Origin of the sequence: Acinetobacter sp. Leaf130, assembly GCF_001423205.1 — a bacterium.
GTDB classification, from domain to species: Bacteria; Pseudomonadota; Gammaproteobacteria; order Pseudomonadales; family Moraxellaceae; genus Acinetobacter; species Acinetobacter calcoaceticus.
In genome coordinates this window covers 942,735-964,828 of record NZ_LMOE01000001.1, presented here as the reverse complement: position 1 = coordinate 964,828, position 22,094 = coordinate 942,735, and the positions used below count along the sequence as shown (strand labels likewise).

Below are 22,094 nucleotides of genomic sequence, written 5' to 3'. Positions count from 1 at the left end.
AACTGTTCTACAAAGCAATTAAGTCGTGTAAATATATTTAACAGGACATTTATTAAAGTTTGGGATAGGATGTCCCATTCTTCGGTTAACTGCTATTTGTAAGGATAAACTTTTATGAGTGAAACGCAACAAAGACAAAAACATCCCCGTCTGTTGCTGAATATTGTTCTAATTATTTTAGAAACTTTCTTTTCATTTATTCTCACCCACGATGGTGTTCTTCGCTTGCAAGCGAAAAAGTTTATTTCAAACAAAACAACTATTCGCATCAATAGCTACCTTCCTTTTTTTGACTTTTATGTTCAATTTACAGAAAAGGGTTTGTTGTTCGATATCCATTCTTTTGATCGACGTATTGATCTTGAAATCAATAGTACGCTTATCGATTTCATTAAGATTTTTGCTTTTTCAAATCAGCGTAGCCTTAAGAACATGCGTATTGATGGTGATGAAGAAACGAAAAAAGAGTTATTAGATTTAATTTCTCATCTTACTCTGCCTAAACTTTTAGCTGACTGGAAGCAATGGTTTAATACACCAGATGATGAAGCTGAAACCCTTGCTTCACGTAAACGAATTGCCCCATTGCTTGAAAAAATTGATCAACAACGTTCAGAAATCAATTCACTTCATGTAGAAATTAAACAATATCAAAATCGAATTACTCGCTTACAACAACGTCAACGCAACATTAACTTAGGCTTTGGTATAATTAGCCTGATATTTATTGTTTTTTTCATATATAATTTGTGGGTTGCTTAAATTATTTTTCCATTTTGTTCCTGCACTTGAATTAAAAATAAAAAAACTTGACTATTTTAGTCGGGATTCATAAAATCCTATTATCTAGTCTTAACATGTGTATCGAATCATGCGCCTTACAACTCGCGGTCGCTACGCAGTGACTGCTCTACTTGATTTAGCTTTGCAGCCAACTGAACAAACGATCACGCTCGCCGAAATTGCCGCTCGTCAATCTATTTCAGTTGCTTACTTAGAGCAGTTATTCGCTAAACTTAAGCGTCATGGGTTAGTTTCTAGTGTCCGTGGTGCAAATGGTGGTTATCATTTGGCTCGAAACGCTGATGAAATTACTGTGTTAGAAATTATTGAAGCCGTAAATGAAACCGTTGATGCAACGCGTTGCGACCACAAAGCTAACTGCCAAAATGGTGCAATGTGTCTTACTCACGATTTATGGCAAGAACTCTCTCATCATATTGCCGACTATTTAGCAAAAATCTCTCTTGCCGACCTCATTAGCCGAGACAACGTTCAAACTGTTGCATTGCGCCAAAATGTGACTGGCACAGATTCAGCTCTTTTATCGGGTACAGGTATTTGATATGAAACGTCCAATTTATCTTGATTACGCAGCAACCACTCCAGTAGATCCGCAAGTTGCAGAACGTATGATGGAGTGTTTAACTTTCGACGGTACCTTTGGTAATGCTGCATCTCGTTCCCATGCTTATGGCTGGCAGGCAGAAGAAAAAGTTGAATATGCGCGTGAGCAAGTCGCAAATTTAATTAAAGCCGATCCACGTGAAATCGTTTGGACTTCTGGTGCTACCGAATCAGACAACCTTGCACTTAAAGGCGTAGCTCAATTCTATGCTTCTAAAGGCAAACACATTATTACAAGTAAAATTGAACACAAAGCTGTTCTAGATCCTTGTCGTGAATTAGAAGAACAAGGTTTTGAAATTACTTATTTAGAACCAGAACCACAAACAGGTTTAATTACCCCTGAAATGGTAAAAGCTGCACTTCGTCCTGATACTGTCCTTGTTTCTCTTATGATGGTAAACAACGAAATCGGCACAGTTACAGATGTAGCAGCAATTGGTGAGTTAACACGCGCCAATAAAACCTTCTTTCATGTAGATGCTGCTCAAGCTGCTGGTAAAGTTGAAATCGATTTATCTACCATGAAAATTGATCTTATGAGTTTCTCAGCTCATAAAATTTATGGTCCAAAAGGTATCGGTGCATTATATGTACGTCGTAGCCCACGTGTTCGTTTAAAAGCACAAATTCATGGCGGTGGTCATGAACGTGGTATGCGCTCTGGTACTTTAGCAACTCACCAAATTGTTGGTATGGGTGAAGCTTTTGAACTTGCTGGCAAAAGATTGCATGCAGAACAAGAACGCATTCGTAAACTACGTGACAAACTTTGGAATGGTTTACAAGGCCTTGAACAGGTTTTCTTAAACGGTCATCCAACTCAAAACGTTGCTAACTATTTAAACGTCAGCTTTAACTTTGTTGAAGGTGAATCTTTAATGATGGCACTTAAAGATGCTGCTGTATCAAGTGGTTCTGCTTGTACTTCTGCAACTTTAGAGCCTTCATACGTTCTTCGCGCATTAGGTTTATCTGATGAGCTAGCGCACAGCTCTATCCGCTTCAGTTTTGGTAAATACACAACTGAAGAAGACATTGATCATGTGCTTACAATTACCAAAGCCGCTGTTGAGAAATTACGTGAACTTTCTCCGCTTTGGGATATGTATAAAGAAGGTATCGATCTTTCTACAGTTGAATGGGCTGAACACTAATTCATTGAAATTAGTATTTTTACCCTCATATTAATATTAGGCTGACCCCGAGGTTTGGAGAAGCGACATGGCTTATAGCGAAAAGGTAATTGATCATTACGAAAACCCTCGTAATGTTGGTGTTTTAGATAAAAACTCTGAAAATGTTGGTACAGGTATGGTCGGTGCACCTGCGTGTGGTGACGTAATGCGTTTACAAATCCAAGTAAACGATAACGGTGTAATCGAAGAAGCACGTTTTAAAACTTATGGTTGTGGTTCTGCAATCGCATCAAGTTCTCTTGTAACCGAATGGTTAAAAGGCAAAACTCTTGATGAAGCTCAAACCATCAAGAATATTGATATTGCGACTGAGCTTGCACTTCCACCTGTAAAAGTTCACTGTTCTGTACTAGCTGAAGATGCGATTAAAGCTGCGATTGAAGATTACCGCACTAAAAAATCTAAAGCGTAATTTGTTACCATTGTAAACGTTGGAGTTTTCATGATTCATTTAACTGAAAATGCTGCGACTCATATTAGCAATTACCTTAAAAATCGAGGTAAGGGTGAAGGCATTCGCGTGGGTGTGAAAACTTCTGGTTGTTCTGGATTGGCCTATGTTCTTGAGTTTGTAGACTCTATTGATGAACATGACCAAGTTTTCGAACAATTTGGCGTTAAGGTATTTGTAGATCCCAAAAGCTCAGTATATTTAGAGGGCTTAGAAATGGACTACGTTAAAAATGGCCTTAATGAAGGGTTCGAATTTAACAATCCTAACAAAAAAGGTGAATGTGGCTGTGGTGAATCTTTCACTGTCTAAGCTTTCTCCTTTCATCTCTCATTAAAACAGTGTCTTTTTATAGCACTGTTTTAATGTATTTAATTAATGTGGACCTCATTTCCAATGAATCATTTTGAGTTGTTCAATTTACCCGTAGCACTCGATATCGATTTGGCGAGCTTAAAATCTAGTTTCTTGAATTTGCAGCAGCAGTATCATCCAGATAAAGCTGAAGATAAAGATCAGGCATTGATCAAATCAAGTGAAATCAATCAAGCTTTTAAAACTTTGTCGCAAGTAGATAGCCGCGCCGCTTATCTATTGTCACTCAAAAAGCAAGATCACCACCTCGATCAATCCATTAGCGATTTTGAGTTCTTACAATCAGCTTTAGAAATTCGTGAACAACTTGATGAAGCAACTTCACAAGAGCATCTGATCACACTTAAACAAGAAGTGTTTCAATGGATGGATGGCCTAGTTCGCGAATTTAAAATTGATTACGCAGATGAGGACTGGGGCGAAGCTCGAGATACTGTACGTAAATTACGTTTCTTTCAGCGCGTTCTTAACGACATTGAAAAAGCAGAAGATCAAATGTTGGATGACGAAGACAACTTTGATTTAGACGACGATTTTTAATTTTGCTTTTTCCAAATTATATTCAAGGGATTTAACTCATGGCACTTTTGCAAATTGCTGAACCGGGTCAATCCAGTGCCCCACATCAACACCGCATTGCGATTGGTATCGACCTAGGAACAACACATTCTTTAGTTGCGACAGTGTTATCAGGCAAACCTAAAGTACTCAATGACGAAAAAGAAAGAAGACTCCTTCCTTCTATTGTGCACTATGGAAATGATGCAACACACTATGGTGAAGAAGCAAAGCCTTTCCTTATTGCCGATCCTAAAAATACAATTGTTTCTGTAAAACGTTTTATGGGTCGTTCAAAAGCAGATATTAAATTTCAACACCCGTATGAGTTAGTGGGTTCTGAAAATGAAATGCCAGCTTTTGAAACACGTGCTGGTCGTAAAACCCCTGTTGAAATTTCTGCTGAAATTTTAAAGCAATTAAAAGACCGTGCTGAAGCTAGCTTACAAAATCCAATAAATGGCGCAGTGATTACTGTTCCAGCCTATTTTGATGAAGCTCAGCGACAAGCAACACGTGATGCTGCCCAGCTTGTTGGCTTAAATGTATTACGTTTATTAAACGAGCCAACTGCTGCTGCTGTTGCTTATGGTTTAGACCAAGAAACTAATTTAGCTACAGATCATAACTATGTAATTTATGATTTAGGTGGTGGTACTTTCGACGTATCAATCTTGCGTTTCTCACAAGGTGTCTTTGAAGTATTAGCTACAGGTGGCCACACTGCTTTAGGTGGTGATGACTTAGATCGCCTCATTGTTAAATGGGCTAAAAAGCAGCTCAATATCGATACTCTTAACGATGAAACTTATGCAGTATTTATTGTTGCTGCTCGTCAAGCGAAAGAACAATTATCAACTCAAGAATCAGTTCAATTAAAACTACTTGAAAACGTACTAACACTTGATCGTCCAACTTTTGAAAGCATTATTCAAGTTGCTTTAGATAAAACAATCAGTGTTTGTAAACGCGTTTTACGTGATGCGAAACTTGAGTTAACTGATATTCAGAATGTTGTTTTAGTTGGTGGCTCTACCCGTTCTTATGCTGTTCAGCAAGCAGTTCGTAATGTATTTAATCAAGAACCACTTTGTACGATTAACCCTGATGAAGTAGTTGCAATTGGTGCCTCCATTACTGCAAACCAATTAATTGGAAACAGTCAAGACGGCTCATTACTTTTAGATGTCACTCCTCTTTCACTTGGCTTAGAAACCATGGGTGGATTAGTAGAACGTCTTATTTCACGTAACACCGCTATTCCAGTCGCTCGTCGTCAAGAATTCACTACTTATCAAGATGGCCAAACTGCCATGCTTATTCATGTGGTTCAAGGGGAACGAGACTTGGTAGAGCATTGCCGTTCATTAGGAAGATTTGTCCTTCACGGCATTCCTCCAATGACTGCTGGTCAAGCACGCATTGAAGTTACCTTTCAGGTAGATGCTGATGGTTTACTTACAGTTTCAGCTCGCGAAACCACTTCTGGTGTACAAGCTCAAATTGATATTAAGCCATCTTACGGTCTATCGGAATCTGATACTGAGCGCTTATTAATTGAAGGTTTCCAGCACGCAGAAGAAGATAAAAATCTGCGTCATTTAAAAGAAACCAAAGTTGAAGCCCAACGTGAGCTTGAAGCTTTAGAACAAGCTCTCAAAGTTGATGCTGATTTACTCAATGATGAACAGCTTGAAGCACTTAAAACTGCTGAAAACTTGCTAAAAGTACAACTTGAAGGCAATGATATTCAAGCGATTGAAAAAGCTGTAGAACAACTTAAAGTACATAGTGATGCTTTTGCCGCACTACGTATGAATCGACATATTGACCACGCCTTAAAAGGTACAAAACTTGAAGATTGGTCAAATTCAAACTAAAGGTATAGGTGATCAATATGCCCCGCATTAAAGTACTTCCTCATGCTCAGATCTGCCCAGAAGGCGCAGAATTTGAAGTCGAACAAAATGCAAATCTTTGTCAAAGTTTGCTTGATCGAGGAATTAAAATTGAACACGCTTGTGACATGTCGTGTGCTTGTACAACTTGTCATGTAGTCGTTCGCAAGGGCTTTGACAGTCTAGAAGAAATGGATGACGTTGAAGCAGATCTTTTAGATCGGGCTTGGGGTCTTGAACCAGATTCTCGTCTCTCTTGCCAAGTGAAGATTGTTGATGAAGATTTAGAAATTGAGATTCCTAAATATACAATCAATCACGCTTCCGAAAATCATTAAAATAAAAAAGCTGCTTTAAAAGCAGCTTTTTTTTACTTCACGTTTTAAACTTGATCTTGTTGATCAATTTCAGCAGGCTTCACTTCATCTTCAAGCCTTAACCGTGCAATGCCTTGAGTATTAATTAAAGTTTGTTGAACTTTAAGTCGTTGAACCATTTTCTCAAGTACTTCTACCAATTCTGGATATTCATAATTTTGTACTTCTTCTAAATTAAGTACTAAATGAAAGCCTTTATACTCATAGTCAAACCATTGTTGATGATCTGACTTATTCCCCGTGTACTTCTCCATCACCTGCCATGTCTTTACTGCACCTTGAATACCTTTTAAGTAAATTGGCGTTTTGGGAGCACAAAGAAAATCACTTTTGATTATTTGATAAGTATCATCTGAAATTAAGATTTCATCTATTTCAGCAGCATATTGTAAACGAGCTGCCAAATTCACATCACGACCTACAATGGTATAAGCCATACGATGCGTTGCCCCATAATTTCCTACGTGGCAGTAACCGGTACTAATTCCCATACGAATGTGTAAGGCTGAATAGCCCATTTTTTTCCATCGTTCGCGTAACAATTTCATTTGCTGACGCATAGCGATTGCCATTTCTACACAGGCTTTGGCATCTTGCTCTACACCCTGAGAATTCGGATCACCAAAAAATATGAGGATGGCATCCCCCATAAATTTATCGACAGTAGCTTCATATTGCTTCGCAATTTCCGTCATATGACTTAAATAATCATTAAGCAAAAATGCCAAATCATCAGGAATTAATGTTTCTGATAACTCTGTAAAGCCCTGAATATCAGAAAAAAATACAGTCATTTTTTTCCGTTTATATTCAATTTTTGCTTCCGCTTCACCGCGCATAATAGACTGCCACAACTGTAGCGGTGCATAACGACTTAACTGATTAGCAAAAGCAATATAGCGCGTCATTTGATCATAGTAATGTTGGCGCTGCTGACTGATTTTTTTAACCCAACGATGTTGGTAATAATTTCCAATGGTGATAAACATGACCAAACCTAAGAGTGTAATTACAGTTAACTCTTGGCTAGTCGGTTCAAAATATGTATAAAAACCAAATAGGAAAAAAGTACTTAAATAAAAAATAATCGCGCCTAGCAAGCTAGTCAAACAAATGACTGCGAAAGAAATACGACTATTAATTGCAGAATAAAATAATGCAAAAAGTGCAATAAATGTAGGCACCAAATTAAGATGCAGACCCGCTAAGGTAACCGCTACAACAATTGCATCAATTGCAAAAAAAACACTTTTTTGTGTTTTCTTATCAAATTGGTATTGAAGCCAGTGCTCTAACTTTGAGCTAATAAAAAGCAAAAATAGGAAGAAAGGTGGAACGTAGATCTGATAATTTGTATTAGGTGAGGTAAACGCATAGATCACTAAAATTAAGGACAGAATTGAATATCCCATCAAGCGATGAAAATATGCAAACTGCTTAGGCTCTCTATCGATAAACCTCTCTAATTGCACCCTATCCTCCATACCTCAATGTAGCCACATTCATATAAATGTGGCATTGCATTGATTTAATCCATGCGCCAATCAAAAGGCATATCACCTTGACCACGTAAAGCAAGCATAAGGGTTTGACGCATGTGAGCCAGTACATCATTTGTGTATGGAACAGCAGGTGTGCCCCAAACTGGCTTAGGCCATGCAACATCATTTTGATAACGCACGACATGATGGAAATGCAACTGAGGCACCATGTTACCTAGAGCTGCAACATTCATTTTATCAGCACGGAATACTCGAGATAGCTGGCTAGACAACCAACTTGATTCGCGTAAAAACTGCTCTTGATCAGCTTGGCTCAATTCATATAATTCTGTGATTCCCGGCACACGAGGGATTAAAATCAGCCACGGGAATTGCATATCATTCATTAAACGACATGTTGAAAGCGGAAAATCGCCTACAAAAAAAGTATCTTGAGCAAGTTGTGGATGCAAACTAAACATATCTTTTATAAATGACAATAAACAATAATGGCTAATACTATCACATCAGTTTTGATGTGAGTATTGGTAGTGTCTGGTTTGATTACAAATAACAATGATTTTATGCACTTATTCCTCCTACGCTCCAAGAAATCATGCATAAAACCATGCTATCAACTTACATAAAATTCACACGCAGTAAAAAATGCTTCAAAACATCATTTATACATGTATTTCAGTTAATAATTTCGCTAACAAATCATTAATGAACTGGATACGTTTTTCATGTTCTTCAAGCTGAACCATAACCTTCAAACGCTGCCCACCATCCATGCGGTAATAGGTCGGATTTTTTTGCATTAACTGAATAATACTGATAGCTTGAACTGGAGTATCCGGTGAAAACTCAATATTACCGCCTTGTGTATTGATATCAATTTTGGTAATACCCAACTGCTCTGCTTTTAGCCTAATCTGATGAACACTAAATAAGTGTTTTACAGATTGTGGTGGCACTCCAAAACGATCAATTAACTCCATACGGATGTTGTCCAGTTTTTCTTGCGTATCTGTATTACTAATACGCTTATAGAACAACAAACGCTGATGAACATCGCTTAAATACTCATCTGGAATAAGCGCTGGAATATGTAAATTGATTTCCGCAGTTAATGACAAAGGCGCATCAAAATTCGGGGTTTTACCTTGCTGAATTGCCTTAGTGGCTTTCTCCAGCATTTCCATATACAGACTATATCCAATTGCCTGCATTGAACCGCTTTGTTGCTCACCTAAGAGCTCACCTGCGCCACGAATTTCTAAATCTTCTGTAGCTAGCATAAAGCCAGCACCCAAAGTTGAAGCACGCTGGATTGCATCTAAACGCTTTTCTGCATCACCTTTTAAATGTTTTATAGAAGGAACCAGTAAGTAAGCATAGGCTTGGTGATGTGATCGTCCCACACGCCCACGTAATTGATGTAATTGAGCTAAACCAAGTTTGTCAGCTCTTTCTATCAAAATTGTATTGGCATTTGGAACATCAATTCCTGTTTCAATAATGGTTGAGCATACCAATACATTAAATTCTTTGTGATAGAACTGCTGCATGACTTGTTCGAGCTCTCTTTCTCTCATTTGCCCATGAGCTACTGCCACACGAGCTTCAGGCACAAGAACACGGATGTTTTCAGCAGCTCGTTCAATCGTATCGACTTCATTATGTAAGAAATATACTTGGCCACCACGTAGTAATTCACGCAAGATGGCTTCTTTAATAGAAGCTTCCGTATGTTCTTGTACAAATGTTTTAACCGCTAAACGACGGGCTGGTGGTGTAGCAATGATAGATAGATCACGCATTCCCGAAAAAGCCATATTTAAAGTTCGTGGAATTGGTGTTGCGGTAAGCGTCAACATATCGACATCAGCTCTCAATGCTTTGATCCGCTCTTTATCACGCACACCAAATCGATGTTCTTCATCGACCACCATTAGGCCCAAGTCTTTAAATTGCACATTTTCTTGTAAAAGTTTATGTGTTCCCACCACAATATCTACTTTACCAGCAATTAAATCTTCAATATTTTTTGTATGGGCTTTATTTGAGCCAAAGCGTGACAACACTTCTATACGCACAGGCCAATCAGCAAAACGATCTTTAAAAGATTCATAATGTTGTTGTGCAAGTAAAGTTGTGGGTACTAAAACAGCAACTTGCTTACCGTTTTGCACAGCAACAAACGCGGCTCGCATTGCTACTTCAGTTTTACCGAAACCAACATCGCCACAAACAAGTCGATCCATAGGTCTAGCTTGTTGCATATCGTGAAGCGTGGCTTCAATAGCATTCGCCTGATCGAGTGTTTCTTCGTAAGCAAATCCACTGGTAAATTGCATATAAAGTGATTGATCGAGTTCAAAGCCAAAACCTGGTTTTGACTGACGACGTGCTTGTATATGTAATAATTCGGCTGCAACATCATGAATTTGTTCTAAAGCTTTGCGTTTAGCTTTACTCCACGCATCACTTCCAATTTTATGCAGTGGAGCTAAATCTGGGTCTCCACCACTATAACGACTAATAAGATGCAAATTAGTCACAGGCACATAAACTTTTGCCCCTTCAGCATAATTTAGTTGCAAGAACTCATAATCTTGCCCTTCAATTGCTAAAGTAACTAATCCTGCATAACGCCCCACACCATGATCAATATGAACAACAGGAGCATCTATACTTAATTCAGTCAAACTGCGAATTAAGAACTCTTCTGAAACTTCTTGCTGGCGTTTACGACGACGCTGAACTACCCGATGTTCATATAACTGATTTTCTGAAATAACCGACAATTGGTCTGTTAAAAGTAAACCACGGTCTAACGGTGCATTTGTAATAGCAATCGCAAACTGACTCGTCTGAAATTGTTCAAAACTATCTACGCCTGGGATATCTCCTAAACTGGCACGCAAACCATCTCTTAAGCTTTCACGTCGACCTGCACTTTCTGCAACCAACAAGACCGGATGATTTGCTTCATCAATATATTTTTTGACTACCGAGAATGGTTTTTCTTTTTTTGGATCAACTGGTAACTTGGGTGGCTGCTCTACCTTAAGATTTAACGCGCCAGCTTTTTCTTCAACTATTTCTGCGCTCACCAACATACGCGGAAATTGATTTAAAGCACTGAGCAAATGATTTGGAGCAATAAATAATTCTTCAGGAGGAAGAATTGGCTGATCTACGTTATGACGTCTGTCTTCATAACGACGAAAAACTTCTTTCCAAAAATTGGTTAAGTCAGTATCTATATCATTGGTTGTAATTACAATGCAATTCTTTGGGAAGTATGTTGTAAGCGTACTTTGCGATTGCATTTGTGCTTTATCAAAAAACAATGGCAAATAAAATTCAATCCCTGGTGAAGCAATTCCCTCTAGGACATCTTGATAAATCGGGTTTTTCTTAGGATTAGCCGTAGGGAAAAGTTCAGAATACCGATCTCTAAAAATTGAACGGGCTTCTTTTAGTGGAAATTCTTTTGCTGGTAAAACTGTAAAACTTTTTAAAGGCTTCGTTGTTCTTTGCGTTTCTGGATCAAAGAATTTTAATGTATCAATTTCATCATCAAACAGATCAATACGAATAGGCGCTTCTTGCCCTGACGCAAAAATATCCATAATACTGCCACGTACAGCAAACTCACCATGATCATAAACAGTGTCTACCAAATGATAACCGGCTTGTACTAAACGTAACTTTTGCTGTTCTAAATCGAATTTCTGTCCAACATGAATATCAAAGTGTTCACCCAAAACCCATGAATACGGTGCAACTCTTTGAGCTAAAGTACTTGCTGAAATGAGTAACACACCCTTCTGAGGCATATTAGATAAAATTGCAAGACGTTCTGAAACAATATCTTGATGAGGTGACAAACGATCATAAGGCAAGATTTCCCAATCAGGGAAAATTGTCGGTTTTATGCCATAAAACTCAAGTTCACTTTCTAATTGAGCAACATGTTGGTTATTTCTAGCGACCACAACAAGTAAAGAAGAATGCTGAACAGCAATTTCTTTAAATAATAATGCAGCAGATGAACCTAATAACGACCCCACCCAACGCTTTTCACCGGCTTTGAGCTGTTGTAAATTCAATTGAGAGATTTCTTGTTGAAACATGTATATGGCTTTTATCAGCTAAGAAGATATGAACCTAATAGTAGCATGATGTTTTTAGTGAAATGAGTTATTTTTTTGAAAATCAAACTACTAGTTAGCTCTACTTTTTATATTTTTTAATCAATCAACTATGATTATTTATCACGCAAAAACAAAACGTAATATTGATTTAATATTTGTATAATCGCTTTAAGCTGAAGTAGCTTTTCTTGTGTATTTCCCAATCTTTCTACATAACGTTGGGTTGCGATTTCCAGATCAATCTTTTCATTAATTTGTGGAGTAATTAGGAATAATTTCTGAAGATTATCAAAATTTTGTAATTTACGGTTTGAGAAATACTCAAGATGTTCTGACCATTCCTCATTAATTACTACATCCTTAATTATAGGGCCGCGTTCAGAATCAAATTTTAATAGATTCTCTTGCAAGTAAATTTGTTCTGGTGTTTCTTTTGAGCCTTGAAAAAGCTGCGTTATCTTCTTAAACATTTCATCACATCATATTAATTTTCAATTCAAGCAATGGAAGTAATCTAGTTACTTCCATCATTTAAGCCTTTTAGTTTAACGACTAGTCATCACCTAAATCATCAAGAAAATCGACCGTTGGTACAAAAAATAAAGTTCCTGTTTGAGCAGTACTAAAGTCAAGCAACCGATCAAGATTACCCTGCTCGTTCCCCAAGAACATGTTTTCAAGCATTTGTCGGGTTGTACTAAATTTACGCGAGTAACCAATAAAAAATGTGCCATATTCATTTTTTGAAGGATTTGAGAAAGGCATATTAGCTCGCATAATTTTAAGCTCATTACCTTCTGCATCATGCGCTTTACTTACTACATTATGGGCAGTTAGTGGCTTTTCGTCATCACCCAACTCAACATCATTGAACTTTTTGCGCCCAATCACTTTTTCTTGCTCTTCATCGGTTAATGAACGCCATTTTTCCATGTCGTGTGTATATTTCTGGATAAAAGCATAACTCCCCCCGATAAATTCAGGATCTTCATTGCCCACTAATGCCCATTGCGCTGCAATGACGGGCTCTGGATTCTCCGTTCCATCTACGAAGCCAATAATTGCCCGTCCATCAAAATAACGAAAACCATGCACTTCATCAATTGAATAGGTCACTTTACCAAGCTGTTGATTGATTATATTACCTAGCTCATAACATAAAGTCTGGCGATCAGCACGAATATGAAAAAATAGATCACCAGGTGTTGAAACAGCCGTATATTTCGGCCCTTTAAGTTCTTTAAATGTTTCTAATTCTTGTGGCTTTGGCTGATCATTAAACAATACATCCCATGCATTTGAGCTAAAACCTAGCGTGGCATTAAACTTACTATCTGGATAGCGATTAGTTAGACTTCTAGTTAATGCTGAAAAATTACTAGCAAAATCTTTTACTTTCTCCGCTACAGAATCACCTTGAGCTAATCCTAATACAATAAATAATGCATTCTCACCAGGATGACTCGTTACAGGTTGAATTCTCATACATTCCATAAAATTATGCCTTATTTGGGTATTTAACTTCTTTAATTTAGCATATTCATGTTCTTATGAAATCTGATCTTTTTAAGAGTTTAAGTAAATTGACTTAAACTCTTACTAAAACTTATCTTAATTAATCAACGAGCATATTGCTTCTTTAAATATTTTACGATTTGAGCAGACTCAAACATCTTCACTCCAGTATTAGGGTCTACTAAATAAGGTACCTGCATTTTACCTTGCATAACAGGCAATATTTTTTCTCGTTTTCCACCTTTCAGAGGTACATATTTACCCGGTTTTAAGCGAAGAATAGCTGGGCCTTGATCTTGCCATCTTTCTTTTGCAACATTATGCAGAATATAAGGAAGCTCCAGCTCACAGAGTAGACTTCTTACAACTCGTGAATAAGGACTTGCCTCAAAGCTCCATAACTCAAGTTTTTGTTCAGGCGCAACTCTATCAATGATTTTTTTATTTATCCAAACTCCCCGAGCACCATTTAATATGGTCCCAGCAAATGCAGCATAAGGGACCTTAGGGTAACTCGAAAATTTCTGAGGCGTCTTTCCGGTCTTACCGTAGTGTTTAAATAAATGATGAATAATTTCTTGTGACTCATATAAGTAATCACTTGTATTTTCATCTACTAAAAAAGGAAACTGTAATTTACCGCCAGTCTCTTTAACAATAGAACGATACTTCAACCCACCTTTAGGGCATGGATAAATTTCAACATCCAGATTTAAGAGAGTAATCACTTCGCGAACACGACGGCAAAATGGTGAACCTTCAAATTCGTATAGCTTCAAAGCTTTTACAGGTTGCTGAGGAAATGCAGTACCTGTTACCCCCCGACCACCTTCAGCAATTGCCGATACAACTGCTTGCAATACTTTAATTTGATGATTCACCATCATGCGATCCTTTATAGACTGTGATTACACTAATTTTTCTTTTGAAATCACAATTCCATTATTATCAGCATAGATATAATCGCCTGATTGAATTGTGACACCACCAAAATACAAAGTGGTATCTACTTCGCCAATGCCTTTACGATTACTTTTTTGGGGAATTGCTGCCAATGCATGTATACCCAAATCAAGGCTAGCAATGGCATCGACATCGCGTACACAGCCATAAATTACAACACCATTCCAGTTATTTTTAACTGCCGATTCCGCAATTAGGTCACCCATAAGCGCACAACGCATAGATGCACCACCATCTACAACGAGTACTTTATCTGTACCATCTGTTGCCAATAACTCTTTTACACGCGAGTTATCTTCAAAACACTTTACTGTTACAACCTGTCCCCCAAAAGTTTTACGCGCCCCATAACTTTGAAAGAACTTTCCATCCATTGAGGGAATTACAACTTGTAAGTCTTTTTCAGGGTTATCATCTAATAAATCACATGTTACAAACGGTACTGTGGACACTTCTATTCTCCCTTATCGAGTTTTCTGTATGCTCAGATTATCATATCGTTTGAATGCTTCAATTTGCGTTAGCGCCGCTACGACCATGGTATGAGCCAATTGCTCCGCCGTCACAGGTTTATATTTGAATGGTTTTTGCCATTTATTCTCAATAAATTTAAATAGACTTTGTCCTAAATCCTCTATAAACCGCACATCACTGCGCTTACCAATCAGTAAAGAGGGTCTAAAAATAGATAATTTTTCAATTCCCAAGCTCTCGATATAATCTTCTAACTGTCCTTTCACTTTATTGTAGAAAATTGGTGAATTTGCATTTGCACCAAGGGCACTCACTAATAAAAGATGAATGTGTTTATCTTGCACCAAATCTGCCAAATGAGCATTGATTTCATAATCTACCGCGTAGAAGCCTTGCTTTGAGCCCGCATTTTTTAATGTTGTTCCCAAACAGCTAAATGCATGGGTATAACCATTCACATCTTCATCATTCAACATTAAGAAATCTTCTATGATGAGCTGATTAACTTTTTCATATGTATTAAATACTTGAGATTCTTTTCTAACCACCAGCGTAACGGCTTCAAATTCCGGAGCCTGCTGGAGCTTTTCAACAAGTGCTAATCCGACCAACCCTGTTGCGCCGAGCACAATCGCTTTTTTCTTACTTGCTGTCATTTTTTATCCATCCCTCTTTAAGTTTGTTTTAAATTTAACCTTTTCTTACCGTTTTAACAGCCCCTAAAACAGCTTAAAACGTTCTCAAGGCTTGACTTCACGGTGTCTATTCATCACAATATGGCACTTGTTTACGGGCTGGTGATGGTTGCACCAGTTTACTGGATTGACCACAGCCCGCCCAGACCAACTTATTTTCAAGGAGTGCAAGAGTGGCAAACTCTGCTCAAGCTAAAAAACGTGCGCGTCAAAACGTTACTGCACGTAAACACAACGCAAGCTTGCGTTCTATGGTTCGTACATACATCAAACGTACTTTAAGTGCAATTGCTGGTGGTGATCATGCTGTTGCTACAGAAGCTTACCAAAAAGCTGTTCCTGTAATCGACCGTATGGCTGATAAAGGCATCATCCACAAAAATAAAGCTGCTCGTCATAAGAGCCGTTTAAATGCTCAAGTTAAAGCGTTAGCTAACTAATTAAAGCATGTAAAAAAAGCCCAATAGGGCTTTTTTTATTATCTATTATTTTTGAGCTTATAGCGTTTTTCCAAATTTGGCTACATTTAGCTCATAGGCCTTACCTCTCCAGATCCATTTTAATTTGCAATTTGGAAATTCTTCGCCTTCAAACCATACAAATAGGCCTTCCATCATTTCAGGCCAATCTTCTTTCTTAATTTCATTTTCACCAGAAATTACAGCAACAATTGCAGCAATAATAGTGTCATGGCTGACAGCTAAACTAAGCCCGCCTTGAGTTTTAGGATGCGTATGATAAATAAGCTCTAGTACATCTAAAACACCAGTAATTGGGTGTTTCATACCAGGTAATGCATTATTTACAAAACTATTAATAAAACCCAAAGCACCTTGCTTTTTAAAATAAGGGGCAGCTTGTTGTATGTCTAGTACAAAACTCCCTGGCTCAACCAGTAATCCTTGCTCAATAATTTCAATCGTATGTGTATTAAATTCAGGGCTTACGGCATCCGCCCCTTCGATCATGAGTGCAGCCGTATCGACACAACGTTGTATTGGACTTGAAATACAATGCTGAATAACACGATCTGTATTTTTAATTAAATAATTACCCCATGCCTGCGCAAGCTCACGCCCTTGAGGAGTGAGTTGGAGATCATATCCAGCTAAGCCCTGTCCATCCACAAGTTCTCTTAGAGAATGACGCGTAAATAAGGTTACAGGAGTTGAAGCATCGGGCAATAAATCAATTGCTTCAAACATACTTTTAGGCAATAAATCGAGTGCCATTTTTATCTTGTCATCTTTTTTCAATACTTTGCCACTATAACATGTCTGGCATAACTCTCAATCAATAACACCTGCTTGGGCCAATGCTTCAAATGCTATTTTTTTGCTTTCCTGATCACGAAATGCGATAAAGCCCTTATTTAAAACCGTGTGTCTCTGATTATATTCAAAAGGTTTTCCATCAAGGGTAAGTAAGCCACCCCCTATACTCTCTAACAAACCTTGACCAGAACTTGTGTCCCATTCAGAAGTTGGATGAAATCGCGGGTAAATATCTATTTCACCTTCCAACATCATGCAGAATTTGTAGGCACTTCCTGCTTCTCGTCGAATAATGCTATGTTTTTCTTCAATAGGTTGAATAAATTTATGATATTTCGGATTTTTACTGCCATGACTAAGTCCTATTTGAATAGGCTCGTCTGGCGAAAACGAAGTTATTTGATATTGATACCACTGTTTTTGAGTGAAACTATATTTAAAAGGTAAATCTTGCAGATATCCCAAGTACACGACTTGTTCACATGGCACAGCAATAAGTGAAAAGATCGTTTCTTTACCCTTAATCAAACTTAGGTTGATCGTAAACTCATCACGCTCATGTATGAATTCTTTAGTTCCATCAAGAGGATCTAACATCCAGCATGTGGACCACTCATGCCGAGCACTATAATCACTTTCTTCAGACAAAACCGGCAAGTCTGGCGTAATCTCTGCCAAGTGCTTTAATAAGAAAAGGTTCACTTTTAAATCTGCTTGAGTTACAGGTGAATCATCTTGTTTTTCGTGAATAGTGAACTCATAACCCGCAGAATAATTTTGATATTCTTGTAATAAAATCTGGCTTGCTTGTTCCAAAACTGGAAGAAGCTGATTAATCAAAGTATCTTGTGGACGCGTAGTTGTTATAAACATAAATATGCTCTACATAGTTTCATTTCTATTATAGGTGAATTATGAACAATTCAGTATTCGCCAACAGTTTGATTTACTAAAATAGTCATTTATCTTAATCATTAGGTAAGCGCTGCTTTCTGTGCATGCTATATAGCTAATCTGAATAATTAAGATGTTTAAAAGAAGTCCTTATCACGTACAAAAAACAATCTATAAGTTATGAAAAATAAACAACTTAAATAAGATTTATCCATTTCCTTTTCATCTATTTCTTGCTATGTTCAATCACACAATAACAAGATGGAAGAAAGCGTACATGATGCTATATGGATATCATTTCTCGACAATAGAACATAACTGGGAAGAACTTACTCCCTTAAATGAGTTCCTACAAACATTTGCAGATGATGATGGTGGTGTTTCAACAAGAGATAAAGAGTCTCTCAAAGAAATCATTGCGAAATCAGATACAGCTTTAGCTTTAGCAAGAGAAATGGGTTGGGATGGCAGTTACACAGGATGTCCTTATCTATTCTGGTTACCAAGTAAAAATAGCCAGTCTTTTGAATATGGCTTTGTATTTAAACAGACATCAGACAATACCACTTTTGTTATTTCGCCAATTGAGTTGAGCTATCTAGCTCAAGATTCAGAAGTACAAACATTAAGTAAAACTATTGAATAAGCAATATAGGTTATTGATTCAGATTTGACATCAATAACCTTATCTTGATTTTATTTATGTTAGTCAAACATGCTTAACTGTGGTGTAGATTTTATAATTTTTTCTTTTGGTACATGCGAGCATTCAAACTCTTCAACTGGAAAACCTTCGATAAAGCTTGAAATATCAGGTGATTCCAAACTCAACCACTCTTCTAATCGATCATGTGGAATCACAATAACTGATCTTTTGACATCTCCAGGCTCATGAAAATCTTTCATCATAGGATGATCTATAGCATCCATGGTCAACATACTTGCAGAACGAATAATCGTTTCATTTATTTTGCAAATTTCATAGATTGCTGCAATATAAAAAGCTTGTCCATCTTTACGGCGTACACCCCACCGCTCAGGTTTATCATTTATATATTTACTTTCATAGAATTCCATCACCGGAATCACACCAAACTTACATTTAAGTGCAGCTTCTTGAAAACTCGGTTTTTGAAAAATCGTTTCATGACGGGCATTGTAAGTATGTTTTGCTATGTTTGTATCTTCAGCCCATTTTGGAACTAAACCAAACATGACTTCACGCCATTCAAGACCTTGTGGTGATTTAAATAATAGCGGCATTGTTCCCGCAGGATAAACCTCTTCGGCATAGCTAAAGCCAACCACAGGCAACTGGAGTTGCTGCAATTGGGCAAGAGTTAAAGGTTTAAAGTTGGCACACATAGCAAGACTAAACTACTGTATTTTTACTCTCTTATTTTATAAGTATTTACGCGATAAACCAAATAAAAAGGCACTTGAAAGTGCCTTTAACGACATAACTTTACGCTTATGAAACGTGTTGAATCCCTTGAGGAATGGCTTGTAATAGTCGTTTGGTATAATCATGTTGAGGATGTGCATAAAGCTCATCCGAATTGGCAATTTCAACAACTTCACCATGATTCATGACCATGACCTGATCAGATATATATTTCACAACCGATAAGTCATGGGAAATAAAGATATAACTGAGTCCAAACTCATCTTGTAAGTCTTGTAATAAGTTAAGTACCTGTGCTTGAACCGAAACGTCTAGTGCTGAAACAGATTCATCACAAATCAAAATTTCAGGTTTTAGCGTTAAACATCGTGCAATCGCAATACGCTGACGTTGTCCCCCAGAAAACTCATGTGGATAGCGATAATAAGCTTGCTCAGGTAAATTTACTCGCTCAAGTAATCCAAGTGCAATTTGTTTACGCTCAGCATCATCTTTACCAATGCCATGAATTTGCATGGGTTCTAATAAAATCTGCCCAATCGTAAAGCGTGGATTAAGAGAAGCATATGGGTTTTGAAAGATAATCTGGATTTTCCGTTGATATTTAGCAAACTCTTTTTCAGTTAATGAAAGAATATCTTTTCCTTCAATGAAAGCTTGCCCACCTGAAGCTTCATGTAACCGCATAAGTAATAGGCCTACCGTCGTTTTACCTGAACCAGATTCACCGACTAAACCTAAAGTTTTTCCTTTAGCAAGTTTAAAAGAAACTCCTTTTACGGCCTGAAACTCTTCTTTGCCAAATAATCCTTTACGACTATAAAAGCTTTTTTTCAGATCTTTTACTTCTAAAATAATTTGCTCATCGCCATTTAAGCCACGTTTGCGCTGCGGAATTTCCGAAGCATCAAAACTTTTCTCAACCAAAATATTATCTTCTTGGAACATAAAGTCGCTGGTCACAGGCAATCGATAAGGGCGCTGTGATATTTGTGGACGACAGTAAAGTAATGCTCGGGTATATACATCTTTAGGCTGTTCCAGAACCTGCTCAGCAGCGCCTTGCTCTCTAATTTCACCATGACGCATCACAATGACTTTATCTGCAATTTCACCGACCAACGCTAAATCGTGAGTAATAAAAAGCATCGACATTTGACGGCGCTTACGCAACGATTCGAGTAAATCAATAATCTGCTTTTGAATGGTGACATCAAGTGCCGTAGTGGGCTCATCGGCAATCAGTAGTTTAGGCTCACAAGCAATCGCCATTGCAATCATGACACGTTGCTGTTGACCACCTGAAAGTTGATTTGGATAGGCATCAATTTTAGTTTCAGGTGAAGGAATACCTACTTCTTTAAGTAATTCTAAAACGCGTTGTCGGGCCTGTTTACGGTTCAATCCCATATGCAAACACAATACCTCTGCAATTTGATTACCAACTGTAAAAACTGGGTTTAATGATGACATCGGCTCCTGAAAAATCATGGCAATATCTTTACCACAGATTTTCCGCATATCTTTACGAGACAAACTGAGTAAGTCTTTACCTTCAAATATAATTTTACTTTGTTCATCAATTTTGCTTTGCCCTACAGGCAGTAATCCCATTGTTGCCAAAGAAGTTACCGATTTACCACTACCCGATTCACCGACTAAAGCAACTGTGGTATTTGCTGGAATATCAAAAGAAATTCCTTTTACGGTTTCAATATATTGCTTATCTTCACCTTTAAAACTTACTCGTAAATTTTTAACATGAAGCAACGGCGCATTCTTATATTCTTGTTCTATCATTTGGACCTTCCTCTTATTTTAGCTTTGGGTCTAATGCATCACGAAGTGCATCAGTAAACATTGAGAATGCCGTAACCAAAACAGCCATTGCGACAGAGGCTGCGACTAGCTGCCACCATTTACCTAAAAGAAGTTCACTTTGCGCTTCATTTAACATGCTCCCCCAAGACACCACACCTACTGGTACACCGAAACCTAAGAAACTCAAAATGACTTCCGATTTAATAAAAGAAACCACCAAAATCGACATTTGGACTAAAGCGATATGGCTGACATTAGGAAAAATATGAATAAACATACGGCGGAAATGTCCAACGCCAATTGCCTTAGCTGCAAGAACATATTCACGTGCAGTATGTTTCATATATTCAGCACGAATTAAGCGATAAACGCCTGTCCAACCCGTTAAACCTAAAATCAGAACAATAGATAAAATGCCTTTTTGTTGAAGCACGGCAGCAATAGCAAGCACTAATAATAAATATGGAATTGAGGTGAAAATGTTGTAAAACCAGTTGAGAATATCATCCACCCAACCGCCAAAATATCCTGAAATTGCACCTAAAAGTGTACCAATACCTACCGCAAGTAAAGCAGATATCACCCCAACAATAATTGAAGTTTCAGCCCCTTTAATTGTTTTCTTTAAAACGTCTTGTCCCCACTTATCAGCACCAAACACAAGTGTGCTTTTAAGCTCGGCTTGCTGGTCTAATAAATGTCCGCCAAGTTGCTGATCGATCGCTTTCATATCATCGGCTAATGGGTCAACTACACCATAGTAATCAATCGCGTCCCCTGAACTCTTGCTTTGTTTAATCTGCGCATTCAGCTCTTTTATGACATCTTTTAATGGATCGACTGGATTTTCTGGTAATTCCTCGTCAACCGCCGCTGCATTTTGTCCAGCATCTGTTGTCTTATCTGCGCCTATAAATGTGGGTGGTGCATAGCTCACTGCAACTTCTTTATTCCAGTCAGATGCAATCACACCCGTCATTGATAGAACCAAGATAATAAAATAAAGCAATACAATCGCTAGTGATGACATCGCGATTTTGTCAGCCCGAAGACGTCGCATGGCAAGTTTCCACAGGCCAGATGAATTAGCTTCGGCTTTTGTTTGTTCTTTTCTTTTTGATAAAACGCTCAGCATAGCCCA

The 22,094-nt window shown here is 37.8% G+C and carries 23 protein-coding genes; 10 read left to right on the top strand and 13 right to left on the bottom strand.

Going from position 1 to position 22,094, the window contains the following annotated elements; translation table 11 throughout:
- Window positions 1-114 precede the first annotated feature (114 nt).
- The 8 genes from ASF86_RS04170 to fdx all read left to right on the top strand — a co-directional run bounded on the left by ASF86_RS04170 (window position 115) and on the right by fdx (window position 6,226).
- Window positions 115-762, top strand: coding sequence for a hypothetical protein (locus tag ASF86_RS04170; protein ID WP_056479697.1), 648 nt, complete (start codon window positions 115-117; stop codon window positions 760-762).
- A 109-nt stretch (window positions 763-871) separates the two neighbouring features.
- Window positions 872-1,345 (top strand): Rrf2 family transcriptional regulator, encoded by a 474-nt coding sequence (locus ASF86_RS04165; protein ID WP_003651563.1) that lies wholly within the window; start codon window positions 872-874, stop codon window positions 1,343-1,345.
- A gap of 1 nt (window position 1,346) precedes the next feature.
- On the top strand, window positions 1,347-2,564 hold the full coding sequence (locus ASF86_RS04160; RefSeq protein ID WP_005041010.1) for an IscS subfamily cysteine desulfurase: 1,218 nt from the start codon (window positions 1,347-1,349) through the stop codon (window positions 2,562-2,564).
- A 67-nt stretch (window positions 2,565-2,631) separates the two neighbouring features.
- The gene (gene iscU / locus ASF86_RS04155; RefSeq protein WP_003651560.1) at window positions 2,632-3,018 is read left to right on the top strand and encodes a Fe-S cluster assembly scaffold IscU; all 387 of its coding nucleotides are present in this window, start codon (window positions 2,632-2,634) and stop codon (window positions 3,016-3,018) included.
- Window positions 3,019-3,048: 30 nt separating this feature from the next.
- On the top strand, window positions 3,049-3,369 hold the full coding sequence (iscA, locus tag ASF86_RS04150) for an iron-sulfur cluster assembly protein IscA (RefSeq protein ID WP_003651558.1): 321 nt from the start codon (window positions 3,049-3,051) through the stop codon (window positions 3,367-3,369).
- An 84-nt stretch (window positions 3,370-3,453) separates the two neighbouring features.
- On the top strand, window positions 3,454-3,972 hold the full coding sequence (gene hscB / locus ASF86_RS04145) for a Fe-S protein assembly co-chaperone HscB (protein WP_056481731.1): 519 nt from the start codon (window positions 3,454-3,456) through the stop codon (window positions 3,970-3,972).
- A 38-nt stretch (window positions 3,973-4,010) separates the two neighbouring features.
- Complete coding sequence (hscA, locus tag ASF86_RS04140; RefSeq protein WP_056479694.1) at window positions 4,011-5,870, top strand: Fe-S protein assembly chaperone HscA; 1,860 nt, start codon at window positions 4,011-4,013, stop codon at window positions 5,868-5,870.
- 17 nt (window positions 5,871-5,887) lie between these two features.
- A complete protein-coding gene (gene fdx, locus ASF86_RS04135) occupies window positions 5,888-6,226 on the top strand; it encodes an ISC system 2Fe-2S type ferredoxin (RefSeq protein ID WP_003651552.1) in 339 nt (112 codons plus the stop codon).
- A gap of 44 nt (window positions 6,227-6,270) precedes the next feature.
- On the opposite strand, the gene ASF86_RS04130 is transcribed toward fdx, so the two are convergent.
- The 8 genes from ASF86_RS04130 to ASF86_RS04095 form a co-directional block, all read right to left on the bottom strand.
- Window positions 6,271-7,737, bottom strand: coding sequence for an adenylate/guanylate cyclase domain-containing protein (locus ASF86_RS04130; protein WP_017390589.1), 1,467 nt, complete (start codon window positions 7,735-7,737; stop codon window positions 6,271-6,273).
- A gap of 56 nt (window positions 7,738-7,793) precedes the next feature.
- Window positions 7,794-8,228 carry an HIT domain-containing protein gene (locus ASF86_RS04125; protein WP_002117900.1) on the bottom strand — a complete coding sequence of 145 codons (435 nt, stop codon included), beginning with the start codon at window positions 8,226-8,228 and terminating at the stop codon, window positions 7,794-7,796.
- A 201-nt stretch (window positions 8,229-8,429) separates the two neighbouring features.
- Entirely contained in the window at window positions 8,430-11,891 is a 3,462-nt protein-coding gene (mfd, locus tag ASF86_RS04120; protein ID WP_056479691.1) for a transcription-repair coupling factor, read from the bottom strand.
- Between the two features lie 134 nt (window positions 11,892-12,025).
- The gene (locus ASF86_RS04115) at window positions 12,026-12,382 is read right to left on the bottom strand and encodes a hypothetical protein (protein WP_017390587.1); all 357 of its coding nucleotides are present in this window, start codon (window positions 12,380-12,382) and stop codon (window positions 12,026-12,028) included.
- Between the two features lie 82 nt (window positions 12,383-12,464).
- Window positions 12,465-13,397, bottom strand: coding sequence for a Dyp-type peroxidase (locus ASF86_RS04110; RefSeq protein ID WP_081407628.1), 933 nt, complete (start codon window positions 13,395-13,397; stop codon window positions 12,465-12,467).
- A gap of 134 nt (window positions 13,398-13,531) precedes the next feature.
- Window positions 13,532-14,314 carry a glutathione S-transferase N-terminal domain-containing protein gene (locus tag ASF86_RS04105; RefSeq protein ID WP_081407545.1) on the bottom strand — a complete coding sequence of 261 codons (783 nt, stop codon included), beginning with the start codon at window positions 14,312-14,314 and terminating at the stop codon, window positions 13,532-13,534.
- 21 nt (window positions 14,315-14,335) lie between these two features.
- Complete coding sequence (gene rraA / locus ASF86_RS04100; protein WP_056479683.1) at window positions 14,336-14,842, bottom strand: ribonuclease E activity regulator RraA; 507 nt, start codon at window positions 14,840-14,842, stop codon at window positions 14,336-14,338.
- A 12-nt stretch (window positions 14,843-14,854) separates the two neighbouring features.
- Entirely contained in the window at window positions 14,855-15,520 is a 666-nt protein-coding gene (locus tag ASF86_RS04095; RefSeq protein WP_056479680.1) for an NAD(P)H-binding protein, read from the bottom strand.
- Window positions 15,521-15,732: 212 nt separating this feature from the next.
- On the opposite strand from ASF86_RS04095, the gene rpsT reads away from it, so the two are divergent.
- On the top strand, window positions 15,733-15,999 hold the full coding sequence (rpsT, locus tag ASF86_RS04090) for a 30S ribosomal protein S20 (RefSeq protein ID WP_003651535.1): 267 nt from the start codon (window positions 15,733-15,735) through the stop codon (window positions 15,997-15,999).
- Window positions 16,000-16,056: 57 nt separating this feature from the next.
- On the opposite strand, the gene ASF86_RS04085 is transcribed toward rpsT, so the two are convergent.
- Both ASF86_RS04085 and ASF86_RS04080 read right to left on the bottom strand, forming a co-directional pair.
- Window positions 16,057-16,791 carry a histidine phosphatase family protein gene (locus ASF86_RS04085; RefSeq protein ID WP_004642661.1) on the bottom strand — a complete coding sequence of 245 codons (735 nt, stop codon included), beginning with the start codon at window positions 16,789-16,791 and terminating at the stop codon, window positions 16,057-16,059.
- A gap of 57 nt (window positions 16,792-16,848) precedes the next feature.
- Window positions 16,849-17,706 (bottom strand): 3'(2'),5'-bisphosphate nucleotidase CysQ, encoded by an 858-nt coding sequence (locus ASF86_RS04080; RefSeq protein ID WP_056479677.1) that lies wholly within the window; start codon window positions 17,704-17,706, stop codon window positions 16,849-16,851.
- A 298-nt stretch (window positions 17,707-18,004) separates the two neighbouring features.
- On the opposite strand from ASF86_RS04080, the gene ASF86_RS04075 reads away from it, so the two are divergent.
- Window positions 18,005-18,373 (top strand): hypothetical protein, encoded by a 369-nt coding sequence (locus ASF86_RS04075; RefSeq protein ID WP_003651529.1) that lies wholly within the window; start codon window positions 18,005-18,007, stop codon window positions 18,371-18,373.
- Between the two features lie 59 nt (window positions 18,374-18,432).
- On the opposite strand, the gene ASF86_RS04070 is transcribed toward ASF86_RS04075, so the two are convergent.
- The 3 genes from ASF86_RS04070 to ASF86_RS04060 all read right to left on the bottom strand — a co-directional run bounded on the left by ASF86_RS04070 (window position 18,433) and on the right by ASF86_RS04060 (window position 22,088).
- Entirely contained in the window at window positions 18,433-19,092 is a 660-nt protein-coding gene (locus tag ASF86_RS04070; RefSeq protein ID WP_056479674.1) for an SOS response-associated peptidase family protein, read from the bottom strand.
- 106 nt (window positions 19,093-19,198) lie between these two features.
- A complete protein-coding gene (locus ASF86_RS04065; RefSeq protein ID WP_056479671.1) occupies window positions 19,199-20,932 on the bottom strand; it encodes an ABC transporter ATP-binding protein in 1,734 nt (577 codons plus the stop codon).
- Window positions 20,933-20,945: 13 nt separating this feature from the next.
- Entirely contained in the window at window positions 20,946-22,088 is a 1,143-nt protein-coding gene (locus ASF86_RS04060) for an ABC transporter permease (RefSeq protein WP_056479668.1), read from the bottom strand.
- Between the last annotated feature and the right edge of the window lie 6 nt (window positions 22,089-22,094).

Excerpts from the sequence above, each read along its gene's own strand:
- ASF86_RS04065 (WP_056479671.1), bottom strand. The coding sequence starts at position 20,932 with ATGATAGAACAAGAATATAAGAATGCGCCGTTGCTTCATGTTAAAAAT.
- iscU (WP_003651560.1), top strand. The coding sequence starts at position 2,632 with ATGGCTTATAGCGAAAAGGTAATTGATCATTACGAAAACCCTCGTAAT.
- ASF86_RS04165 (WP_003651563.1), top strand. The coding sequence starts at position 872 with ATGCGCCTTACAACTCGCGGTCGCTACGCAGTGACTGCTCTACTTGAT.
- ASF86_RS04095 (WP_056479680.1), bottom strand. The coding sequence starts at position 15,520 with ATGACAGCAAGTAAGAAAAAAGCGATTGTGCTCGGCGCAACAGGGTTG.
- ASF86_RS04080 (WP_056479677.1), bottom strand. The coding sequence starts at position 17,706 with ATGTTTATAACAACTACGCGTCCACAAGATACTTTGATTAATCAGCTT.
- hscA (WP_056479694.1), top strand. The coding sequence starts at position 4,011 with ATGGCACTTTTGCAAATTGCTGAACCGGGTCAATCCAGTGCCCCACAT.
- ASF86_RS04085 (WP_004642661.1), bottom strand. The coding sequence starts at position 16,791 with ATGGCACTCGATTTATTGCCTAAAAGTATGTTTGAAGCAATTGATTTA.
- mfd (WP_056479691.1), bottom strand. The coding sequence starts at position 11,891 with ATGTTTCAACAAGAAATCTCTCAATTGAATTTACAACAGCTCAAAGCC.
- hscB (WP_056481731.1), top strand. The coding sequence starts at position 3,454 with ATGAATCATTTTGAGTTGTTCAATTTACCCGTAGCACTCGATATCGAT.
- fdx (WP_003651552.1), top strand. The coding sequence starts at position 5,888 with ATGCCCCGCATTAAAGTACTTCCTCATGCTCAGATCTGCCCAGAAGGC.
- ASF86_RS04110 (WP_081407628.1), bottom strand. The coding sequence starts at position 13,397 with ATGAGAATTCAACCTGTAACGAGTCATCCTGGTGAGAATGCATTATTT.
- ASF86_RS04125 (WP_002117900.1), bottom strand. The coding sequence starts at position 8,228 with ATGTTTAGTTTGCATCCACAACTTGCTCAAGATACTTTTTTTGTAGGC.
- ASF86_RS04075 (WP_003651529.1), top strand. The coding sequence starts at position 18,005 with ATGATGCTATATGGATATCATTTCTCGACAATAGAACATAACTGGGAA.
- ASF86_RS04115 (WP_017390587.1), bottom strand. The coding sequence starts at position 12,382 with ATGTTTAAGAAGATAACGCAGCTTTTTCAAGGCTCAAAAGAAACACCA.
- iscA (WP_003651558.1), top strand. The coding sequence starts at position 3,049 with ATGATTCATTTAACTGAAAATGCTGCGACTCATATTAGCAATTACCTT.
- ASF86_RS04160 (WP_005041010.1), top strand. The coding sequence starts at position 1,347 with ATGAAACGTCCAATTTATCTTGATTACGCAGCAACCACTCCAGTAGAT.
- ASF86_RS04170 (WP_056479697.1), top strand. The coding sequence starts at position 115 with ATGAGTGAAACGCAACAAAGACAAAAACATCCCCGTCTGTTGCTGAAT.
- ASF86_RS04105 (WP_081407545.1), bottom strand. The coding sequence starts at position 14,314 with ATGATGGTGAATCATCAAATTAAAGTATTGCAAGCAGTTGTATCGGCA.
- ASF86_RS04060 (WP_056479668.1), bottom strand. The coding sequence starts at position 22,088 with ATGCTGAGCGTTTTATCAAAAAGAAAAGAACAAACAAAAGCCGAAGCT.
- ASF86_RS04070 (WP_056479674.1), bottom strand. The coding sequence starts at position 19,092 with ATGTGTGCCAACTTTAAACCTTTAACTCTTGCCCAATTGCAGCAACTC.